At 72.1% G+C, this 16,647-nt stretch carries 15 protein-coding genes and 1 tRNA gene; 9 read left to right on the top strand and 7 right to left on the bottom strand.

What is annotated here, in order from left to right:
- Window positions 1-216: 216 nt before the first annotated feature.
- Window positions 217-1,536: a histidine kinase gene (locus ABZ883_RS27965; protein ID WP_360910809.1), complete on the bottom strand. Its 1,320-nt coding sequence runs from the start codon at window positions 1,534-1,536 to the stop codon at window positions 217-219.
- 175 nt (window positions 1,537-1,711) lie between these two features.
- Here ABZ883_RS27965 and ppc point away from each other — a divergent pair, with 175 nt between their 5' ends.
- Complete coding sequence (ppc, locus tag ABZ883_RS27960) at window positions 1,712-4,435, top strand: phosphoenolpyruvate carboxylase (RefSeq protein ID WP_360910807.1); 2,724 nt, start codon at window positions 1,712-1,714, stop codon at window positions 4,433-4,435.
- Window positions 4,436-4,510: 75 nt separating this feature from the next.
- On the opposite strand, the gene ABZ883_RS27955 is transcribed toward ppc, so the two are convergent.
- The gene (locus ABZ883_RS27955) at window positions 4,511-5,113 is read right to left on the bottom strand and encodes a TetR/AcrR family transcriptional regulator (RefSeq protein ID WP_360911025.1); all 603 of its coding nucleotides are present in this window, start codon (window positions 5,111-5,113) and stop codon (window positions 4,511-4,513) included.
- 79 nt (window positions 5,114-5,192) lie between these two features.
- Window positions 5,193-6,182 (bottom strand): fatty acid desaturase, encoded by a 990-nt coding sequence (locus ABZ883_RS27950; RefSeq protein WP_360910805.1) that lies wholly within the window; start codon window positions 6,180-6,182, stop codon window positions 5,193-5,195.
- 246 nt (window positions 6,183-6,428) lie between these two features.
- Between ABZ883_RS27950 and ABZ883_RS27945 the strand changes: the two genes are divergently transcribed.
- The 6 genes from ABZ883_RS27945 to ABZ883_RS27920 all read left to right on the top strand — a co-directional run bounded on the left by ABZ883_RS27945 (window position 6,429) and on the right by ABZ883_RS27920 (window position 11,181).
- Window positions 6,429-6,499: transfer RNA gene (locus ABZ883_RS27945), tRNA-Gln, on the top strand.
- A gap of 105 nt (window positions 6,500-6,604) precedes the next feature.
- Complete coding sequence (gene glmU / locus ABZ883_RS27940) at window positions 6,605-8,044, top strand: bifunctional UDP-N-acetylglucosamine diphosphorylase/glucosamine-1-phosphate N-acetyltransferase GlmU (protein WP_360910802.1); 1,440 nt, start codon at window positions 6,605-6,607, stop codon at window positions 8,042-8,044.
- 139 nt (window positions 8,045-8,183) lie between these two features.
- Window positions 8,184-9,161 (top strand): ribose-phosphate diphosphokinase, encoded by a 978-nt coding sequence (locus tag ABZ883_RS27935; RefSeq protein WP_360910800.1) that lies wholly within the window; start codon window positions 8,184-8,186, stop codon window positions 9,159-9,161.
- Window positions 9,162-9,350: 189 nt separating this feature from the next.
- Window positions 9,351-9,962: a 50S ribosomal protein L25/general stress protein Ctc gene (locus ABZ883_RS27930; RefSeq protein WP_360910798.1), complete on the top strand. Its 612-nt coding sequence runs from the start codon at window positions 9,351-9,353 to the stop codon at window positions 9,960-9,962.
- 86 nt (window positions 9,963-10,048) lie between these two features.
- Window positions 10,049-10,636, top strand: a complete 588-nt coding sequence (gene pth, locus ABZ883_RS27925) for an aminoacyl-tRNA hydrolase (protein ID WP_360910796.1) — start codon at window positions 10,049-10,051, stop codon at window positions 10,634-10,636.
- 50 nt (window positions 10,637-10,686) lie between these two features.
- Window positions 10,687-11,181: a hypothetical protein gene (locus tag ABZ883_RS27920; protein ID WP_360910794.1), complete on the top strand. Its 495-nt coding sequence runs from the start codon at window positions 10,687-10,689 to the stop codon at window positions 11,179-11,181.
- Window positions 11,182-11,212: 31 nt separating this feature from the next.
- Here ABZ883_RS27920 and ABZ883_RS27915 read toward each other — a convergent pair whose 3' ends face one another.
- Window positions 11,213-11,578 (bottom strand): VOC family protein, encoded by a 366-nt coding sequence (locus ABZ883_RS27915; protein ID WP_360911023.1) that lies wholly within the window; start codon window positions 11,576-11,578, stop codon window positions 11,213-11,215.
- Between the two features lie 5 nt (window positions 11,579-11,583).
- Entirely contained in the window at window positions 11,584-12,405 is an 822-nt protein-coding gene (locus tag ABZ883_RS27910) for a trans-aconitate 2-methyltransferase (RefSeq protein ID WP_360910792.1), read from the bottom strand.
- 121 nt (window positions 12,406-12,526) lie between these two features.
- Here ABZ883_RS27910 and ABZ883_RS27905 point away from each other — a divergent pair, with 121 nt between their 5' ends.
- Window positions 12,527-13,024, top strand: a complete 498-nt coding sequence (locus tag ABZ883_RS27905; protein ID WP_360910790.1) for a MarR family transcriptional regulator — start codon at window positions 12,527-12,529, stop codon at window positions 13,022-13,024.
- A gap of 240 nt (window positions 13,025-13,264) precedes the next feature.
- Entirely contained in the window at window positions 13,265-14,332 is a 1,068-nt protein-coding gene (locus ABZ883_RS27900; RefSeq protein ID WP_360910788.1) for an SH3 domain-containing protein, read from the top strand.
- 61 nt (window positions 14,333-14,393) lie between these two features.
- Here the strand turns inward: ABZ883_RS27900 and ABZ883_RS27895 are convergent, their stop codons facing one another.
- Entirely contained in the window at window positions 14,394-15,200 is an 807-nt protein-coding gene (locus ABZ883_RS27895; protein ID WP_360910786.1) for a response regulator transcription factor, read from the bottom strand.
- A gap of 298 nt (window positions 15,201-15,498) precedes the next feature.
- Window positions 15,499-16,647 (bottom strand): galactokinase, encoded by a 1,149-nt coding sequence (gene galK / locus ABZ883_RS27890; protein ID WP_360910784.1) that lies wholly within the window; start codon window positions 16,645-16,647, stop codon window positions 15,499-15,501.

Here is a 16,647-nt window from a genome sequence, read left to right as displayed (position 1 = left end):
GGCGGGGTTGGAGGGGTGGCGTTCTGGACTGTGGAGCATATTTGGGTGCATGACCCGGAGTGCTCAAGGCGGGTGCCTGAGGCACCTAAATGTGCTGTCCAGAATGGCAGCCCCGGAGGCCCCGAACCCGGCCCCCACACAACTCGCGTCGGGGTACCTGACTTCACAGGGCACACGGGCGGGAGGGCGGGGAAAAACCCAGGCACAGCGAAAGCGTCAGGTCGGGAGGAGGGCCGAGACGCGAAAGCCCCCTTCCGGGGTGGTGCCCGCGGCGAAGCCGCCCCCCAGGGCGGCCACCCGCTCCCGCATGCCGATGAGCCCGTTCCCCCCGCTCGGCAGAGCCAACCGCGGTGCCCCGCCCGACGGCCCGTTCTGCACGAGGACGGCGACCTCCGCCTCGCGGTACGCCAGGCGGATGCGGGCGCGGGCGCCCGGTGCGTGCTTGTGGACGTTGGTGAGCGCTTCCTGCACCACGCGGTAGACCGTGGCCTCCACGCGCGCGGCGAGCCGCCGTTGCGCCCCTTCGACGGTGTACTCCACGTGCATGCCGGCCGCCCGCGACTCCTCGACGAGGGCGTGGAGTTCCGCGAGGCAGGGCCCGGAGTCGTCGGGCTCGCCGGCGGGCGTGGGGGAGTCCGCGGGGGCGGGCTCCACGGGCACGGTGACAGCCGGCACAGCCGGCCCGGCCGGCACGGCCGGCCCCGCCCGCAGGACGCCCAGCATCTCGCGGAGCTCGTTGAGCGCCTGGCGTCCCATGTCGCCGAGGAGCTGCGCGCTGGCCGAGGCCTTCTCGGGGTCCTTGACGGCGATCGCCTGGAGCGCCGCCGCGTGGACGACCATGAGGCTCACGCGGTGGGCGACCACGTCGTGCATCTCGCGGGCGATGCGGGTGCGCTCCTCCATGCGGGCCCGTTCGGCCCGCTCGGACGCCTTCTCCGCCAGCAGCGACAACTCCCGTTCCAGGCCGTCCGCCCGCTCGCGCAGCGACTCCACGAGCCGCCGCCGGGCGCCGGCGTAGAGCCCGAGCAGTACGGGGGGCGCGGTCACGCCGAGCGCCGCGAGCACGGAGGTGAGGGCGACCGCGGCGAGCGGTGCGTGGTAGGTGCCGGAGCTGAGGTCGCCGTGCATCTGGAGGAAGGTGACGATCAGCGTGCCGAGCATGGTCATGCCGGACAGCACGGCGATGATGCGCCGGGGCACGTCGGAGGCGGCCAGGGTGTAGAGGCCGACGACGCTGAGCAGGATGCCCATCTGGGCGGGCGTGATCGCGATGGACACGAGGACCACCGCCACCGGCCAGCGCCGGCGCAGCACCAGCAGGGAGCCGGCCAGCAGCCCGAAGACGCCCGCGACGACCGGGGACACGCCGGTCTTCTCCGCGAAGGCCACGCCCTCGACGAGGCACTCCAGCGCGGACACGGCGGCCAGCACCACGTCGAGGACCATGCCGCGCCGCCGGGCCCACCACCACGGCCCGGCGGCCCCCCGGCTCCGTCCTCCAGCTCCGTCCGGTACGTACTCCCCCGTCGTACTCATACGGCCCAGCCTAGACGCGGCGCTGTCCGCCTGGCGGTCAGCCCCGGTCGCGGGCGGACGGCCCTTCTATCCTGGTGGCGTCGGACAGCGCGGTCCGCCCCCCGGACGACCCGCCAAGCGGGGCGCCCTTGCGTTTCTTGCCGCGATCCATACCACTGCACTAGGAGCCGCACCTGTGAGCAGCGCCGACAACACGACCGAGAGCGCACCCCTGCGCGCGGACATCCGCCGCCTGGGGGACCTCCTCGGCGGGACGCTCGTACGGCAGGAAGGCCAGGAACTCCTCGACCTCGTGGAGAAGGTGCGGGCGCTGACCCGCAGCGACGGCGAGGCCGCCGCCGCCCTTCTCGGCGACACGGATCTGCAGACCGCCGCCAAACTGGTGCGCGCCTTCTCCACCTACTTCCATCTCGCCAATGTCACCGAGCAGGTGCACCGCGGCCGTGAGCTGCGGACCCGGCGGGCCACCGACGGGAGCCTGCTGGCCCGTACCGCGGACCTGCTGAAGGACGCCGATCCCGACCACCTGCGCCAGTCCGTGCGCAACCTCAATGTGCGGCCGGTCTTCACCGCCCACCCGACCGAGGCGGCCCGCCGCAGCGTGCTCAACAAGCTGCGCCGCATCGCCGCCCTGCTGGACAAGCCGCAGGACACCGACCGCCGCAGGACCGATGTGCGGCTGGCGGAGAACATCGACCTGCTGTGGCAGACCGACGAGCTGCGCGTGGTGCGTCCCGAGCCCGCGGACGAGGCGCGCAACGCCATCTACTACCTGGACGAGCTGCACACCCGCGCCGTGGGCGACGTGCTGGAGGACCTGGCCGCCGAGCTGGAGCGGGTGGGGGTGCCGCTGCCGCCGGAGACCCGCCCGCTGACCTTCGGCACGTGGATCGGCGGCGACCGCGACGGCAACCCGAACGTCACGCCGCAGGTCACCTGGGACGTGCTGATCCTCCAGCACGAGCACGGCATCACCGACGCGCTGGAGCTCGTGGACGACCTGCGGGCGATGCTGTCGAACTCGATCCGCAACTCCGGGGCCAGCCCGGAGCTGCTGGCCGATCTGGAGGAGGACCTCAAGCGGCTTCCGGGGATCAGCCCGCGCTACCGGCGGCTGAACGCGGAGGAGCCGTACCGGCTCAAGGCCACCTGCATCCGGCAGAAGCTGCTCAACACGCGCGAGCGGCTGGCCACCGGCACCCCGCACGTCCCCGGCAAGGACTACCTGGGCACCTCCGAGCTGGTGGCCGACCTGCGCCTGATCCAGGAGTCGCTGCGCGCCAACCGCGGCGAGCTGATCGCCGACGGCCGTCTGGACCGCACCATCCGCACGCTGTCGGCCTTCGGCCTGCAGCTGGCCACGATGGACGTGCGCGAGCACGCGGACGCCCACCACCACGCCCTCGGCCAGCTCTTCGACCGCCTCGGCGAGGAGTCCTGGCGGTACGCGGACATGCCGCGCGAGTACCGGCGCAAGCTGCTCGCCAAGGAGCTGCGCTCGCGCCGTCCGCTGGCGCCCACCCCCGCGCCGCTGGACGCGGACGGGGCGAAGACGCTGGGCGTCTTCCACACCATCGCCGAGGCCTTCGAGCGCTTCGGGCCCGAGGTCGTGGAGTCGTACATCATCTCGATGTGCCTCGGCTCGGACGACGTGTTCGCGGCGGCGGTGCTCGCGCGCGAGGCCGGGCTGATCGACCTGCACGGGGACGTCGCCAGGATCGGCATCGTGCCGCTGCTGGAGACCACCGACGAGCTGAAGGTCGCCGACAGGCTGCTCGACGAGATGCTCTCCGACCCCTCGTACCGCAAGCTCGTCTCGCTGCGCGGGGACGTGCAGGAGGTCATGCTCGGCTACAGCGACAGCTCGAAGTTCGGCGGCATCACCACCTCGCAGTGGGAGATCCACCGCGCGCAGCGGCGGCTGCGCGACGTGGCGCACCGGCACGGGGTGCGGCTGCGGCTGTTCCACGGCCGCGGCGGCACGGTGGGCCGGGGCGGCGGCCCCACCCACGACGCGATCCTGGCGCAGCCGTGGGGCACGCTGGAGGGCGAGATCAAGGTGACCGAGCAGGGCGAGGTCATCTCCGACAAGTACCTCATCCCGTCGCTGGCCCGGGAGAACCTGGAGCTGACGGTGGCGGCCACGTTGCAGGCCTCGGCCCTGCACACGGCGCCTCGGCAGTCCGACGCGGCGCTGTCCCGCTGGGACGCGGCCATGGACGTGGTCTCCGACGCCGCGCACGCGGCCTACCGGCGGCTGGTGGAGGACCCGGACCTGCCGGCGTACTTCTTCGCCTCCACACCGGTCGACCAGCTCGCGGAGCTGCACCTGGGATCCCGGCCGTCGCGCCGCCCGGACAGCGGCGCGGGCCTGGACGGCCTGCGGGCGATCCCGTGGGTGTTCGGCTGGACGCAGTCGCGGCAGATCGTGCCCGGCTGGTTCGGCGTCGGCTCGGGGCTGAAGGCGGCCCGGGAGGCGGGCCGTGAGGCGGACATCGCCGAGGCGTACGAGCGGTGGCACTTCTTCCGCAACTTCCTGTCCAACGTCGAGATGACGCTGGCCAAGACGGACCTGCGGATCGCCCGGCACTACGTGGACACCCTGGTGCCGGACGAGCTCAAGCACGTCTTCGACGTCATCACGGCGGAGCACGAGCTGACGGTCGCCGAGGTGCTGCGGATCACCGGTGAGGCGGAGCTGCTGGACGCGCAGCCGGCGCTGCGGCAGACCTTCCACATCCGGGACGCCTACCTGGACCCGATCTCCTACCTCCAGGTGGCGCTGCTGCACCGGCAGCGGGAGGCCGCCGCCCGCGGCGAGGAGCCCGATCCGCTGCTGGCCCGGGCGCTGCTGCTGACCGTCAACGGTGTGGCGGCCGGTCTGCGCAACACCGGCTGATCCGTCCCGTACGGCGAAGGCGCCGCCCCCGTCCGGGGTGCGGCGCCTTCGGCGTGCCGGGACCGCTTGCGTGGTTCAGTTCTTGCGGTGGCCGATCAGCCGGGGCCTGGGCTCCAGGCCGGACAGCCCGTTCCAGGAGAGGTTGACCAGGTGCGCGGCGACCTCGGCCTTCTTCGGCTTCTGGGCGTCCAGCCACCACTGCCCGGTGAGCGCGACCATGCCGACCAGCGCCTGCGCGTACATCGGGGCGAGCTTGGGGTCGAAGCCCCGCTGCTTGAACTCCATGCCCAGGATGTCCTCCACCTGGGTGGCGATGTCGCTGATCAGCGAGGCGAAGGTGCCCGTGGACTGCGCGACCGGGGAGTCCCGGACGAGGATCCGGAAGCCGTCGGTGAACTGCTCGATGTAGTCCAGGAGGGCGAAGGCGGCCTGTTCCAGCAGTTCGCGCGGATGGCCACCGGTGAGCGCCCCGGTGACCATGTCCAGCAGCTGGCGCATCTCGCGGTCCACGACGACGGCGTAGAGGCCCTCCTTGCCGCCGAAGTGCTCGTACACCACGGGCTTGGACACGCCCGCCTTGTGCGCGATCTCCTCGACGGAGGTGGCCTCGAAGCCTCGTTCGGCGAAGAGCGTGCGGCCCACGTCGAGGAGTTGCTCGCGGCGCTCCTTGCCCGTCATGCGCACCCGGCGGGTACGCCGGGAGGACGTGGCCGCCTCGCTTCCTCTGCTGCTACTGCTGCCGTCGCTCACCCGTCAATCATGCCGCTTCGCTGACACTTTCCTTACGGCGGGCCGCGATACGGTCGGCGGTCGGCCAGCGCACGTCCGTGGCCCAGCCGAGCAGCTCCATCCAGCGGATGATGCGGGCACTGGAGTCGATCTGGCCGCGCAGCACGCCGTGCCGGGCGCTGGTCGGGTCGGCGTGGTGCAGGTTGTGCCAGGACTCGCCGCAGGACAGGACGGCCAGCCACCAGACGTTGCCGGACTTGTCGCGGGAGCGGAAGGGGCGCTTGCCGACCGCGTGGCAGATCGAGTTGATCGACCACGTGACGTGGTGCAGCAGCGCGACGCGGACCAGGGAGCCCCAGAAGAAGGCGGTGAGGGCGCCGGTCCACGACATGGTGGCCAGACCGCCGACGAGCGGGGGCAGCCCCAGCGAGACGGTCGTCCAGAGCCAGAAGTCGCGGCTCACGCGCCGGATCGCCGGGTCCTTGACCAGGTCCGGGGCGTACTTCTGCTGCGGGGTCTGCTCCTCGTCGAAGAGCCAGCCCATGTGCGCCCACCACAGACCCTTCAGCAGGGCCGGCAGGGTCTCCCCGTAGCGCCAGGGGCTGTGCGGGTCGCCCTCGGCGTCGGAGAACTTGTGGTGCTTGCGGTGGTCGGCGACCCAGCGGACGACCGGGCCCTCGACGGCCATGGAGCCCGCGATCGCCAGGGCGATCTTGAGCGGGCGGTTGGCCTTGAACGAGCCGTGGGTGAAGTGCCGGTGGAAGCCGATGGTGATGCCGTGGCAGCCCAGGAAGTACATCCCGACCATCAGGCCGAGATCGAGCCAGCTCAGGCCCCAGCCCCACGCGAGCGGGATCGCCGCGACGAGTGCGAGGAAGGGGATGCCGATGAAGAGCCCGAGGGTGATCTGCTCGAGGGACCCTTTCCGGTCCGCGCCGAGGGTGGCTCGGGGAGTCGAGGTGTCGTCGCCGGACCCGGGTTCCGGGGACTCGGTGATCACGTCGGTCTGTGTGGTCATGGGGGTCCCTCACGATGTCGGGAAGCTACGCAACCGTAACCTACGGTGCCGTAGTTCCGGCAACTCCACGTGACGGCCGAACCGAGCGCGCGTGTCGACCGGAATACGGCTCTTGGCACATGTACCCACGATCGGGGAAGGAGAAGTGCCGATCTTTGTCGTCGCATTGGGGGGCCTCGGTGCGGCATAGTGGGGGAGGCCGAACGGGCACCTCCGCGGAGGCGTCCGGTACGACGGCATGTGCCATCCGCTGTGGTGTAACGGCAGCACTGAGGGTTTTGGTCCCTTAAGTCCGGGTTCGAATCCTGGCAGCGGAGCGCCTCTCCCGGGTTGTCCCCGGTTTTCGGGCCTTCCCCGCCGGGCGCCCGTTACGCCCCGGTATCCTGCGGGTGTCTGTCACCCCACGCCGAGGAGCCCGTTCCGTGAGCGCCCACCGCCCGGCTGCCGTCATCGTCCTTGCCGCGGGTGAGGGCACCCGCATGAAGTCGGCAACCCCCAAAGTCCTGCACGCGATCAGTGGCCGCTCCCTGGTGGGGCACGTCGTCGCCGCCGCGAACGCCCTGGACCCCGAGCACCTGCTCGTCGTCGTGGGCCACGCCCGGGACCGGGTGACCGCGCACCTGGGCGAGATCGACCCGTCGATCCGCACCGCGATCCAGCACGAGCAGAACGGCACCGGCCACGCGGTCCGCGTCGGTCTCGCGGAACTCCCCGAGCTCAGCGGCACGGTGGTGATCGCCGCCGGCGACACCCCGCTGCTCACCCCGGACACGCTGCGCTCCCTGGTCGCCGCGCACGCCGCCGACGACAACGCCGTGACCGTGCTGACCGCCGAGGTCCCCGACCCGACGGGCTACGGCCGCATCGTGCGCGGCGGCGACGGCTCGGTGCTGGCGATCGTGGAGCAGAAGGACGCCGACGACGAGCAGCGCGCCATCCGCGAGATCAACTCCGGGGTGTTCGCGTTCGACGCGGCGCTGCTGGCGCAGACGCTGGCCAAGGTGACCACGGACAACGCCCAGGGCGAGGAGTACCTGACCGACACCCTCGGCATCCTGCGCGAGACCGGCCACCGCGTCGGCGCCTGCGTGGCCGCCGACCACCGCGAGATCGCCGGGATCAACAACCGCGTGCAGCTCGCCGAAGCCCGCCGGCTGCTCAACGACCGCCTGCTGGAACGGGCGATGCTCGAAGGCGCGACCATCATGGACCCGGCCTCCACGTGGGTGGACGTCACGGTGGAGTTCGAGCCCGACACCGTCGTGCTGCCGAACACCCAGCTGTACGGCGCCACCCGGCTCGCCGCGGGCGCCGAGGTGGGCCCCAACTGCACCCTGACCGACACCGTCGTCGGCCCCGGTGCCCGCGTGGTCAACGCGGTCTGCGACAGCGCCGAGATCGGCGAGGCGGCGAGCGTGGGCCCGTACGCCTACCTGCGTCCCGGCACGCGGCTTGGCCTGAAGTCCAAGGCCGGCACGTATGTGGAGATGAAGAACGCCACGGTCGGCGAGGGCACCAAGGTGCCGCATCTGTCGTACGTCGGCGACGCGACCATCGGCGAGTACACCAACATCGGCGCGGCCAGCGTGTTCGTGAACTACGACGGACAGACCAAGCACCACACCACCATCGGCTCCCACTGCCGCACCGGCTCGGACAACATGTTCGTGGCGCCCGTCACAGTCGGGGACGGCGCGTACACCGCCGCGGGCTCGGTCATCACCAAGGACGTGCCCGCCGGTTCGCTCGCCGTCGCGCGCGGTCAGCAGCGCAACATCGAGGGCTGGGTGGCCCGGAAGCGCCCGGGCAGCGCCGCGGCGCACGCCGCCGAACGCGCCCAGCAGGACGAGCGGGACGTCTAGCCGGACCCGGGGCGGGCCGGAAGAGGCCATTCTCACGTGCGCGGCCACCTCCAGCAGCGCGTACCGTGTGAGGTGCACACAATTCCGCCGGCTTGCCGATCGTGGGCGAAGCTGCGTTGAACATCAAGGAGACGGTGCAGTGACCGGGATCAAGACGACCGGTGAGAAGAAGCTGATGCTCTTCTCCGGCCGCGCACACCCCGAGCTCGCGGAGGAGGTGGCACGCGAGCTGGGCGTTTCCCTTGTGCCGACCAAGGCCTTCGACTTCGCGAACGGTGAGATCTACGTCCGTTTCGAGGAGTCGGCGCGCGGCTCGGACGCCTTCGTCATCCAGAGCCACACCGCTCCGATCAACAAGTGGATCATGGAGCAACTCATCATGATCGACGCGCTGAAGCGGGCCTCCGCCAAGCGCATCACCGTGGTCGTGCCCTTCTACGGCTACGCCCGGCAGGACAAGAAGCACCGCGGCCGCGAGCCCATCTCGGCGCGGCTCGTCGCGGACATACTGAAGACCGCCGGTGCCGACCGCATCCTCACCGTCGACCTGCACACGGACCAGATCCAGGGCTTCTTCGACGGGCCGGTGGACCACCTGTTCGCGCTGCCGCTGCTGGCCGACTACGTGGGCGCCAAGGTCGACCGCTCCAAGCTCACCGTGGTCTCCCCCGACGCCGGCCGCGTGCGGGTGGCCGACCGCTGGTGCGACCGGCTCGGCGCCCCGCTGGCGATCGTCCACAAGCGGCGCGACCCGGACGTCGCCAACCAGGTCACCGTGCACGAGGTGGTCGGTGATGTGCGCGGCCGCATCTGCGTCCTGGTGGACGACATGATCGACACCGGTGGCACCATCTGCGCGGCGGCGGACGCCCTGTTCGCCAACGGCGCCGAGGACGTCATCGTGACCGCGACCCACGGTGTGCTCTCCGGCCCGGCCGCGGACCGGCTGAAGAACTCCAAGGTCAGCGAGTTCGTCTTCACGGACACGCTGCCGACGCCGGGCGAGCTGGAACTCGACAAGATCACCGTGCTGTCGATCGCGCCGACCCTCGCCAACGCGGTCCGCGAGGTCTTCGAGGACGGTTCCGTGACGAGCCTCTTCGAGGACGCGAACTGATCACCCGCTGATCGATTTCCGGGGCGGCCTCCCCGCCGGGTAGACTCACCGAGTTGCTCGGCGAGGGAGGCCGCTGCCGTTTCCGGCGGTGGACTCCGTTATCGACGCGCTCCTCGTAAGTGGAACGGCCCGTCGTGGGCTGGGCGACCAGACAGAAGTCCCGTCGTCACTACGAGGAGTGTGATCCCCATGTCCGAGGTGAAGATCGCCGCCCAGCTGCGCAACGAGTTCGGCAAGGGCGCCGCCCGCCGGATCCGCCGCGCGAACCAGGTCCCCGGTGTCATCTACGGCCACGGCCAGGAGCCCAAGCACGTCTCCATGCCGGGCCACGAGCTGCTGCTCGCGCTGCGCACCCCGAACGTCCTGATCAGCCTGGACATCGAGGGTGACGGCAAGGAGCTCGTCATCCCCAAGGCCGTCACCCGCGACCCGCTGAAGGGCTTCCTGGAGCACGTCGACCTGCTCGCGGTCAAGCGCGGCGAGAAGGTCACCGTCGAGATCGTGGTCAGCACCGAGGGCGAGCTCGCCCCCGGCGGCAACCTGCTGGAGCACGTCCTCAACGCGCTGCCGGTCGAGGCCGAGGCGACCCACATCCCCGACGGCGTGACCGTTTCCGTCGAGGGCCTGGAGGCCGGTACCTCCATCCTCGCCAAGGACATCCCGCTCCCCAAGGGCACCACCCTGGCCGTGGAGGAGGACACCGTCGTCCTCCAGGTCGTCGCGGCGCAGGCCGAGGCCCCCGCCGAGGGTGAGGGCGAGGAGGGCGAGGGCGCCGAGGGTGCCGAGGCCGCGGCCGAGTAACCAGCGGCACGCAGCACGCTTTTCACGACCGCCGTCCCGCTCCGCCAGGAGCGGGACGGCGGTCCTGTTGAATGGACGCCATGAGCATGAGCGCAGCGGAAAGCGCCCCCGCGGGGCCCTGGCTGGTGGCCGGACTGGGCAACCCCGGACCGGAGTACGCCGGCAACCGGCACAACATCGGCTTCATGGTGGCCGATCTGCTCGCCGACCGGATCGGCGGGCGCTTCAAGACCCACAAGAGCCGCTCGCAGGTGGTCGAGGGGCGCGTCAGCGGCCACCGGGTGGTCCTGGCCAAGCCGATGACGTACATGAACCTCTCGGGCGGGCCGGTGACCGCGCTGCGCGACTTCTACAAGGTGCCGCTCGGCAACATCATCGCCGTCCACGACGAACTGGACATCGACTACGCGACGCTGCGGCTGAAGCAGGGCGGCGGCGACAACGGGCACAACGGGCTGAAGTCGATCACCAAGTCGCTCGGCCCCGACTATCTGCGGGTGCGCTGCGGCATCGGGCGCCCGCCGGGCCGGATGCAGGTGGCGGACTTCGTGCTCAAGGACTTCTCCGGCACGGAGCGCAAGGAGCTGGACTGGTTCGTGGACCGCGCGGCCGACGCCGTGGAGGCGTTGATCTGCGAGGGCCTGGAGCGGGCGCAGGGCACCTACAACAGCTGACCCACCTGCGAGGTTGACCCAGGGCCAGGCGATGGCCAAGGATCGCCCGCATGGCCAAACGGAGTCTTGCCCGCCGCACTGCCGAGAGCACGTGGGGTCTGCTGCTGGTCGCGCGGATCGTGGTGCTGAGCGCACTGGTCCTGCTGATCCTCGCGGCCGGGGTGTGGACCTCGTGGAAGACCGCGCAGCACGCGATGCTCACCAAGGGGCGCGAGCGGGGGACGATGACCGTCTCCGCGTGCGCCACCGACACCTGCACGGGGCCCTTCGTGCCGGACGGCCTCGGCTCCATCCGGGCGAAGGTGACGATCGACAAGGCGGTCACGCACCGTGTCGGCGAACGGCTGCCGGTCGCCGTCGAGCCCGGCACCGACACGGTGGTGCGCGTCGGCACGGCCGGCGTGCTGCACACCTGGATCCCGTTCGGGGGCGCCCTGTTGCTGGCGGCACTGGTGCTGGCGGGCGGGCTGCGGTGGACCCGTACCGCCTGGGTGGCGGGGATCGCCGGGGCGGCGCTGCTGGGGGCGGCGTTCCTCACGCTGTAGGCCCGCCGCCCTCGCGGTCGGCAGTCCGCGCTCAGGCCGGGTCGGGCTCCAGGAACTCCAGGCGGTTGCCGACCGGGTCCTCGGAGTAGAAGCGGCGGTGGCCCGGCAGGTCGTCGTCCCAGACGACCTTCGCCCCCCGGGACTCCAGCAGCTCCGCGTACGCGCGGATGTCCCGGACGCGCAGGCCCGGGTGGGCCTTGCGGGCGGGGCGGAAGTCCTCCTCCACCCCGATGTGCACCTGGGCGGCGCCGGAGGCGAACCAGCATCCGCCGCGGGCGGCGAGCACGGGCGGCTTGGGCACCTCGGTCATGCCGAGGACGCCGGCGTAGTAGGCGCGCAGCCGCTCCTCGGTGCCGGGCGGCGCCGCGAGCTGGACATGGTCGAGCGCGGCTATCACGGCGGTCACCGGGCCTTTCGCGCGATGGCGAAGATCCGCCGGAACGGGAAGACGGTGCCGTGCGGGCCCGTGGGGTAGGCCTTGCGCAGCAGATCGCGGTACTGGCCGAGGAACTCCGCGGCGGCCGCGGGATCGTCGGCCAGTTCCGTGAGCACGGGGCGCAGGGCGGTGCCCTTGGTCCATTCCAGGACCGGGTCCTCGCCCTGGAGCAACTGGACGTAGGTGGTCTCCCAGACGTCGACGTCCACGTCGATGTCCGGGATGTCGATGAGGCGTTCCAGGTAGGCGGCCGGTTCGAGGATGTGGACGTAGCGGCGGCCGTGGCCGTCGCCGAGCCGGTGGCGCCAGGCCGGGGAGTCGCACAGTTCGCCCAGCAGCGCGTGGCTGGGGGAGGTGAAGTTGCCCGGCACCTGGAAGGCGAGCACCCCGCCGGGCACCAGGTGCGCGGTCCATTCGGGGAAGCGTTCCGCGTGGCCCTCGACCCACTGGAGGGCGGCGTTGGAGACGATCAGGTCGTAGTCCTCGCCGGGCACCCAGTGGGCGGCGTCGGCGGCCCGGAAGTCCAGGCTGCCGCCCCCGGGGGTGGGGCCCGCGTGGGCCTGCGCGGCCTGGAGCATCTCGGCGGAGCTGTCGAAGCCGGTGACGCGCGCGGTGGGCCAGCGGTCGGCGAGCAGGGCCGTGACGTTGCCCGGGCCGCAGCCGATGTCGGCGATGCGCGGGGACGCGCCGGGGAGCTCCGGTATCCGGGCCAGCAGGTCGTGGAAGGGACGCGTCCTGTGGGTGGAGTGCCGGAGGTACTGCTGCGGGTCCCACGATGCTGCTGGCATGTCTCGAACTCCCTGACGAAAGGTGGATCTCTTCCTGCCGCCGACCTTGCCCACAAGGTTGCGGACCTAATCTCTTGATGTCAAGAGACTTCATGTCGACAGAACCACTACACTGATCCCCATGGAGGACGAGGTCGACCGGCTGGTCGCGGCGTGGCGCCGGGAGCGCCCTGACCTCGACGTCGAACCGCTCGAGGTGCTCAGCCGGGTCAGCCGGCTGGCCCGGCACCTGGACCGGGCCCGCCGCCTGGCGTTCTCCGAGCACGGCCTGGAGCCCTGGGAGTTCGACGTCCTCACGTCGCTGCGCCGCGCGGGCGCGCCCTATCAGCTCTCCCCCGGGCAATTGCTCACCCAGACGCTGGTGACATCGGGCACGATGACCAACCGTATCGACCGGCTCACGAAGAAGGGTCTGGTGGAACGGCTCCCCGACCCCTCGGACCGGCGCGGTGTCCTCGTACGGCTCACCCCGGAGGGCCGCGACCGGGCCGACCAGGCCCTGGCGGGCCTGCTGGCACAGGAACGGGCGATCCTCGGCGAACTCTCCGACCGCCAGCGCGGGGAACTCGCCGGTCTTCTGCGCCAGTTGACGGCGCCTTTCGACAACATCCCGAGCTGAGGCCGATTACGCGGCGTAATCGGCCGCGGAAGATCACAAACGACCACGCTCTGCCACCGGTTGCGTACCCAAAGTGGCAGATTTAGCGTGATCTACGTGAACGCCGCATAAAGGCCCGGATGGCCACCTTTGCGGCTGCCGGCGCACCCGAGCACCGGCGCCATTTTTTGACAGGCGCCGAGCCGCGCCGGCTTCCAATCCCTGGGCCCTCTCGGGTCCCGCTCCACCTTGGAGATGCAGATGACTCTGCACACCCGCGCAAGCAAGATGGCCGCGACAGCGGTGACCGGCGCCTTGGCCGGCACCCTTGCCTTTGCCACGATGGGCACCGCGTTCGCCAACGAGACGGTTGCACCCGGCGCGCCGAAGGCCGCGCCGGCTCCCTCGGGGAACACGGAAAGCGTGGGCGCCGGCGAGGACCTCCCGGACCTGTCCGGTGAGATCGCGTCCGCATCGGCAGCCCTCCCCAACAACGCCCTCTACCAGGGCCGTGTCATCGCCCGCATCGGTCTCCGCGTCCGCAGCGGCCCGGGCACGCAGTTCAGCTCGGTGGGCGTGCTCCCGTACAACTCCCTGGTCTCGATTGTCTGCAAGACCAATGGCCAGGACATCGGTGGCAACCCGCGTTGGTACCGCCTGGCCCAGAACCTCTACGCATGGTCGGCCGGGCGCTACATCGCCAACGTCGGCCCGTCGCCGCGCGTCTGCGCCGCCAATGAACTCAGCGGTGGCGGCGGCGTCGGCGGCATTGGCGGCGGTGGCATCGGCGGTATCGGTGGCATCGGCGGGGGCGGTATCGGCGGTATCGGCGGCGGTGGCATCGGCGGGGGTGGCGGTGGCTGCTACGGCGGCGGCGGGGGCGGTGGCGGCGGAGGCCGCGACGACGGCCGCGGTGGCGGTGGCGGCCGCGGCGACGGCGGAGGCCGTGGCGGTGAAGGCGGCGGTCGCGGCGGTGAAGGCGGCGGTCGTGGCGGTGAAGGCGGCGGCGGTGGCGGCGGCAGCCGTGGCTTCAGCGTGAGCGACTACGGCGACAACGGTGGCGGCCGTGGCGGCGGCGGCGGTCGCGGTGGCGACGGCGGCGGCCGCGGCAACTACGGCGGCGGCGGTGGCGGCGGCAACTACGGCGGCGGCGGTGGCTGCGGTGGCGGTGGCGGTGGCCGCGACGACGGCCGTGGCGGCGGCGGCAACTACGGCGGCGGTGGTGGTCGCGGTGGCGAAGGCGGCGGTCGCGGTGGCGAAGGCGGCGGCCGTGGCGGCCGTGGCGGCGACGGCGGTGGCCGTGGCGGTGAAGGCGGCGGCGGTCGCTAGGACATCGCGGTGACGCGGCGGCCCGCTCTCCCGGTTCCGGGGAGGGCGGGCCGCCGTCGTGTCACGCCGGGGCCGCCGAGCCCACCCGGCCGCCGTCGCCCTCCACGGGGGGCACCCCGGCCCGCCGGGCCAGTGCCACGGCAGCCAGCGTCGAGTGGACGCCCAACTTGCCGAGCACGTTCTGCATATGGGTGCGGACCGTGTGCGGGGACAGGTACAGCCGCTCGGCCACCGCCTTGCGTCCCAGCCCCGCCACCATGCAGCGCAGAACCTCCTGCTCGCGCGGGGTGAGCGACTCCACCAGCTGCTCGCTCTCGGTGCGGTGCCGGCGCGCGGCGGTCAACTCCCGCAGCACACCGGTGAGCAGGGCGGGCGGCAGATGGGTCTCGTCCCGCAGCACCCCGCGCATGACGGCCAGCAGCCGCGACAGCGAACAGTCCTTGGCCACCCAGCCCGACGCACCGGCCTGCAGCGCGCGGGCGGCACGGCGGGCGTCGTCACGTTCGGCGAGCACCACCGTGCGGGTGGCGGGGTGTTCGCTCCTGACGCGTTCCACCAGGGCGATGCCGTCGACACCGGCCGGCGTGCCGCCGGCCGCGGCGGGCGCGCCGGAGGCCGAAGCGGCGGCGGTGTCCACGGCGTTGAGCGTGCGCACGCCCGCCGCGCCGGCGGCCGACCCGAGGTCGGCGTCCACCAGCAGTACGTCGTAGCGGCGGCCGTCGGCCGCCGCGCGTTCCAGGCAGCGCTGGGCGGCGGCCCCGCTGCCGGCCGCCGACACGTCCACATCGGGTTCCGCGGCCAGGGCCGCGGCAAGCGACTCGGCGAAGATGCGGTGGTCGTCCACGACGAGAACACGGATTCGTCCCACGGGCCCCACTCCCGGCATTAGGCGTTCCCCCCAACGGACGAGGTTGAGGTGCACCGAGGCCCGGCACCTGGAGCGGACGCCGCATGCCGCCGGGCTAGCCGTCGTCCTCCGCCAGGTGCCGAACCCTTGTGTCTCGCCCCCTGATGCCGCCGGCCCCCACCGGCGCTGTTCAAGAGCGTAGGGGCAGGAGCAGACAAAGGCGCCGGAATGGAAAAACTGGGCGGGCGGAGTTGCCGGCCCGGGTACGCGGGTGTGGCCCCCGGTGCACGGCGTGGCCCGTGCGCCGGGGGCCGTCGCGCTACGAGAGCCGCCGCGCTCCCGCCGAGGGCACCGCCGTGAAGACCCGGGGCTCGCGGTACCCGGCGTCGGCGAAGGCGGCCACGACCGACTCGGCGACCTTCTCCGCGGCCGCCTCCTCGACCAGCACGATGGCCGAGCCGCCGAAGCCGCCGCCCGTCATGCGGGCGCCGAGCGCCCCTGCCCCGGTGCCCGCGGAGACCACGAGGTCGAGTTCGGGGCAGGAGACGCGGAAGTCGTCGCGGAGCGAGGCGTGCCCCTCGGTCAGCACGGGACCGATGGCGCGGGCGTCGCCCGCCTCCAGCAGTTCGACGACCCGCTCCACGCGGCGGTCCTCGGTCACCACATGCCGTACCAGCGGGAGCAGTTCGGGCTCGCCGGCCAGTTGCTCCAGGGCCGCGTCGAGACCGTCGACCGGGATGTCGCGCAGGGCGTCGACGCCGAGCACGGCGGCCGCCTGCTCGCAGCCGGCCCGGCGCTTGCCGTACTCGCCCTCGCTGTGGGCGTGCGTGACCCGGGTGTCCACGACGAGCAGCCGCAGGCCCTGCGCGGCCATGTCGAACGGGATCTGACGCTGCGACAGGTCGCGGGTGTCCAGCCACAGCGCGTGGCCCTCGGTGCAGCACGCGGAGGCCGTCTGGTCCATGATCCCGGTGGGGGCGCCCACGTAGACGTTCTCGGCGCGCTGGCACAGCCGGGCCAGCCGCCAGGGCTCAAGTCCCAGCCCGTACAGCTCGTTGAGCGCGACGGCCGTCACCACCTCCAGCGCCGCCGACGACGACAGCCCCGCGCCGGTGGGAACGGTGCTCTCGAAGTGGATGTCGGCGCCGGTGATCACGTGGCCGGCGTCGCGCAGCGCCCACACCACCCCGGCGGGGTAGTCGGCCCAGCCCGCGCCGCCACCGGGCTCCAGTTCGTCCACGTGGAGTTCGACCACGCCGCCGTCGACATCGGGCGACGCGCTGTGCAGCCGCAGCCGGCCGTCGGCGCGGCGGGCGACGGCCGCGACGGTGGTGTGCGGCAGCGCGAAGGGCATCACGAAGCCGTCGTTGTAGTCGGTGTGCTCGCCGATGAGGTTGACCCGCCCGGGGGCGGCCCACACGCCCTCGGGCCCGGTGCCGTACGTCGTTCGGAAGGCGTCCGCTGTCAC

The organism is Streptomyces sp. NPDC046977 (assembly GCF_040644455.1).
GTDB lineage: Bacteria > Actinomycetota > Actinomycetes > Streptomycetales > Streptomycetaceae > Actinacidiphila.
Note: the sequence above shows the minus strand (reverse complement) of the source record. Positions and strands in the feature narration are given on the sequence as shown.

Coding starts and splice junctions, on each gene's coding strand:
- ABZ883_RS27965 (WP_360910809.1), bottom strand. CDS start 1,536: ATGAGTACGACGGGGGAGTACGTACCGGACGGAGCTGGAGGACGGAGC.
- ABZ883_RS27955 (WP_360911025.1), bottom strand. CDS start 5,113: ATGACGGGCAAGGAGCGCCGCGAGCAACTCCTCGACGTGGGCCGCACG.
- ABZ883_RS27950 (WP_360910805.1), bottom strand. CDS start 6,182: ATGACCACACAGACCGACGTGATCACCGAGTCCCCGGAACCCGGGTCC.
- ABZ883_RS27930 (WP_360910798.1), top strand. CDS start 9,351: ATGTCCGAGGTGAAGATCGCCGCCCAGCTGCGCAACGAGTTCGGCAAG.
- pth (WP_360910796.1), top strand. CDS start 10,049: ATGAGCGCAGCGGAAAGCGCCCCCGCGGGGCCCTGGCTGGTGGCCGGA.
- ABZ883_RS27920 (WP_360910794.1), top strand. CDS start 10,687: ATGGCCAAACGGAGTCTTGCCCGCCGCACTGCCGAGAGCACGTGGGGT.
- ABZ883_RS27910 (WP_360910792.1), bottom strand. CDS start 12,405: ATGCCAGCAGCATCGTGGGACCCGCAGCAGTACCTCCGGCACTCCACC.
- ABZ883_RS27905 (WP_360910790.1), top strand. CDS start 12,527: ATGGAGGACGAGGTCGACCGGCTGGTCGCGGCGTGGCGCCGGGAGCGC.
- ABZ883_RS27900 (WP_360910788.1), top strand. CDS start 13,265: ATGACTCTGCACACCCGCGCAAGCAAGATGGCCGCGACAGCGGTGACC.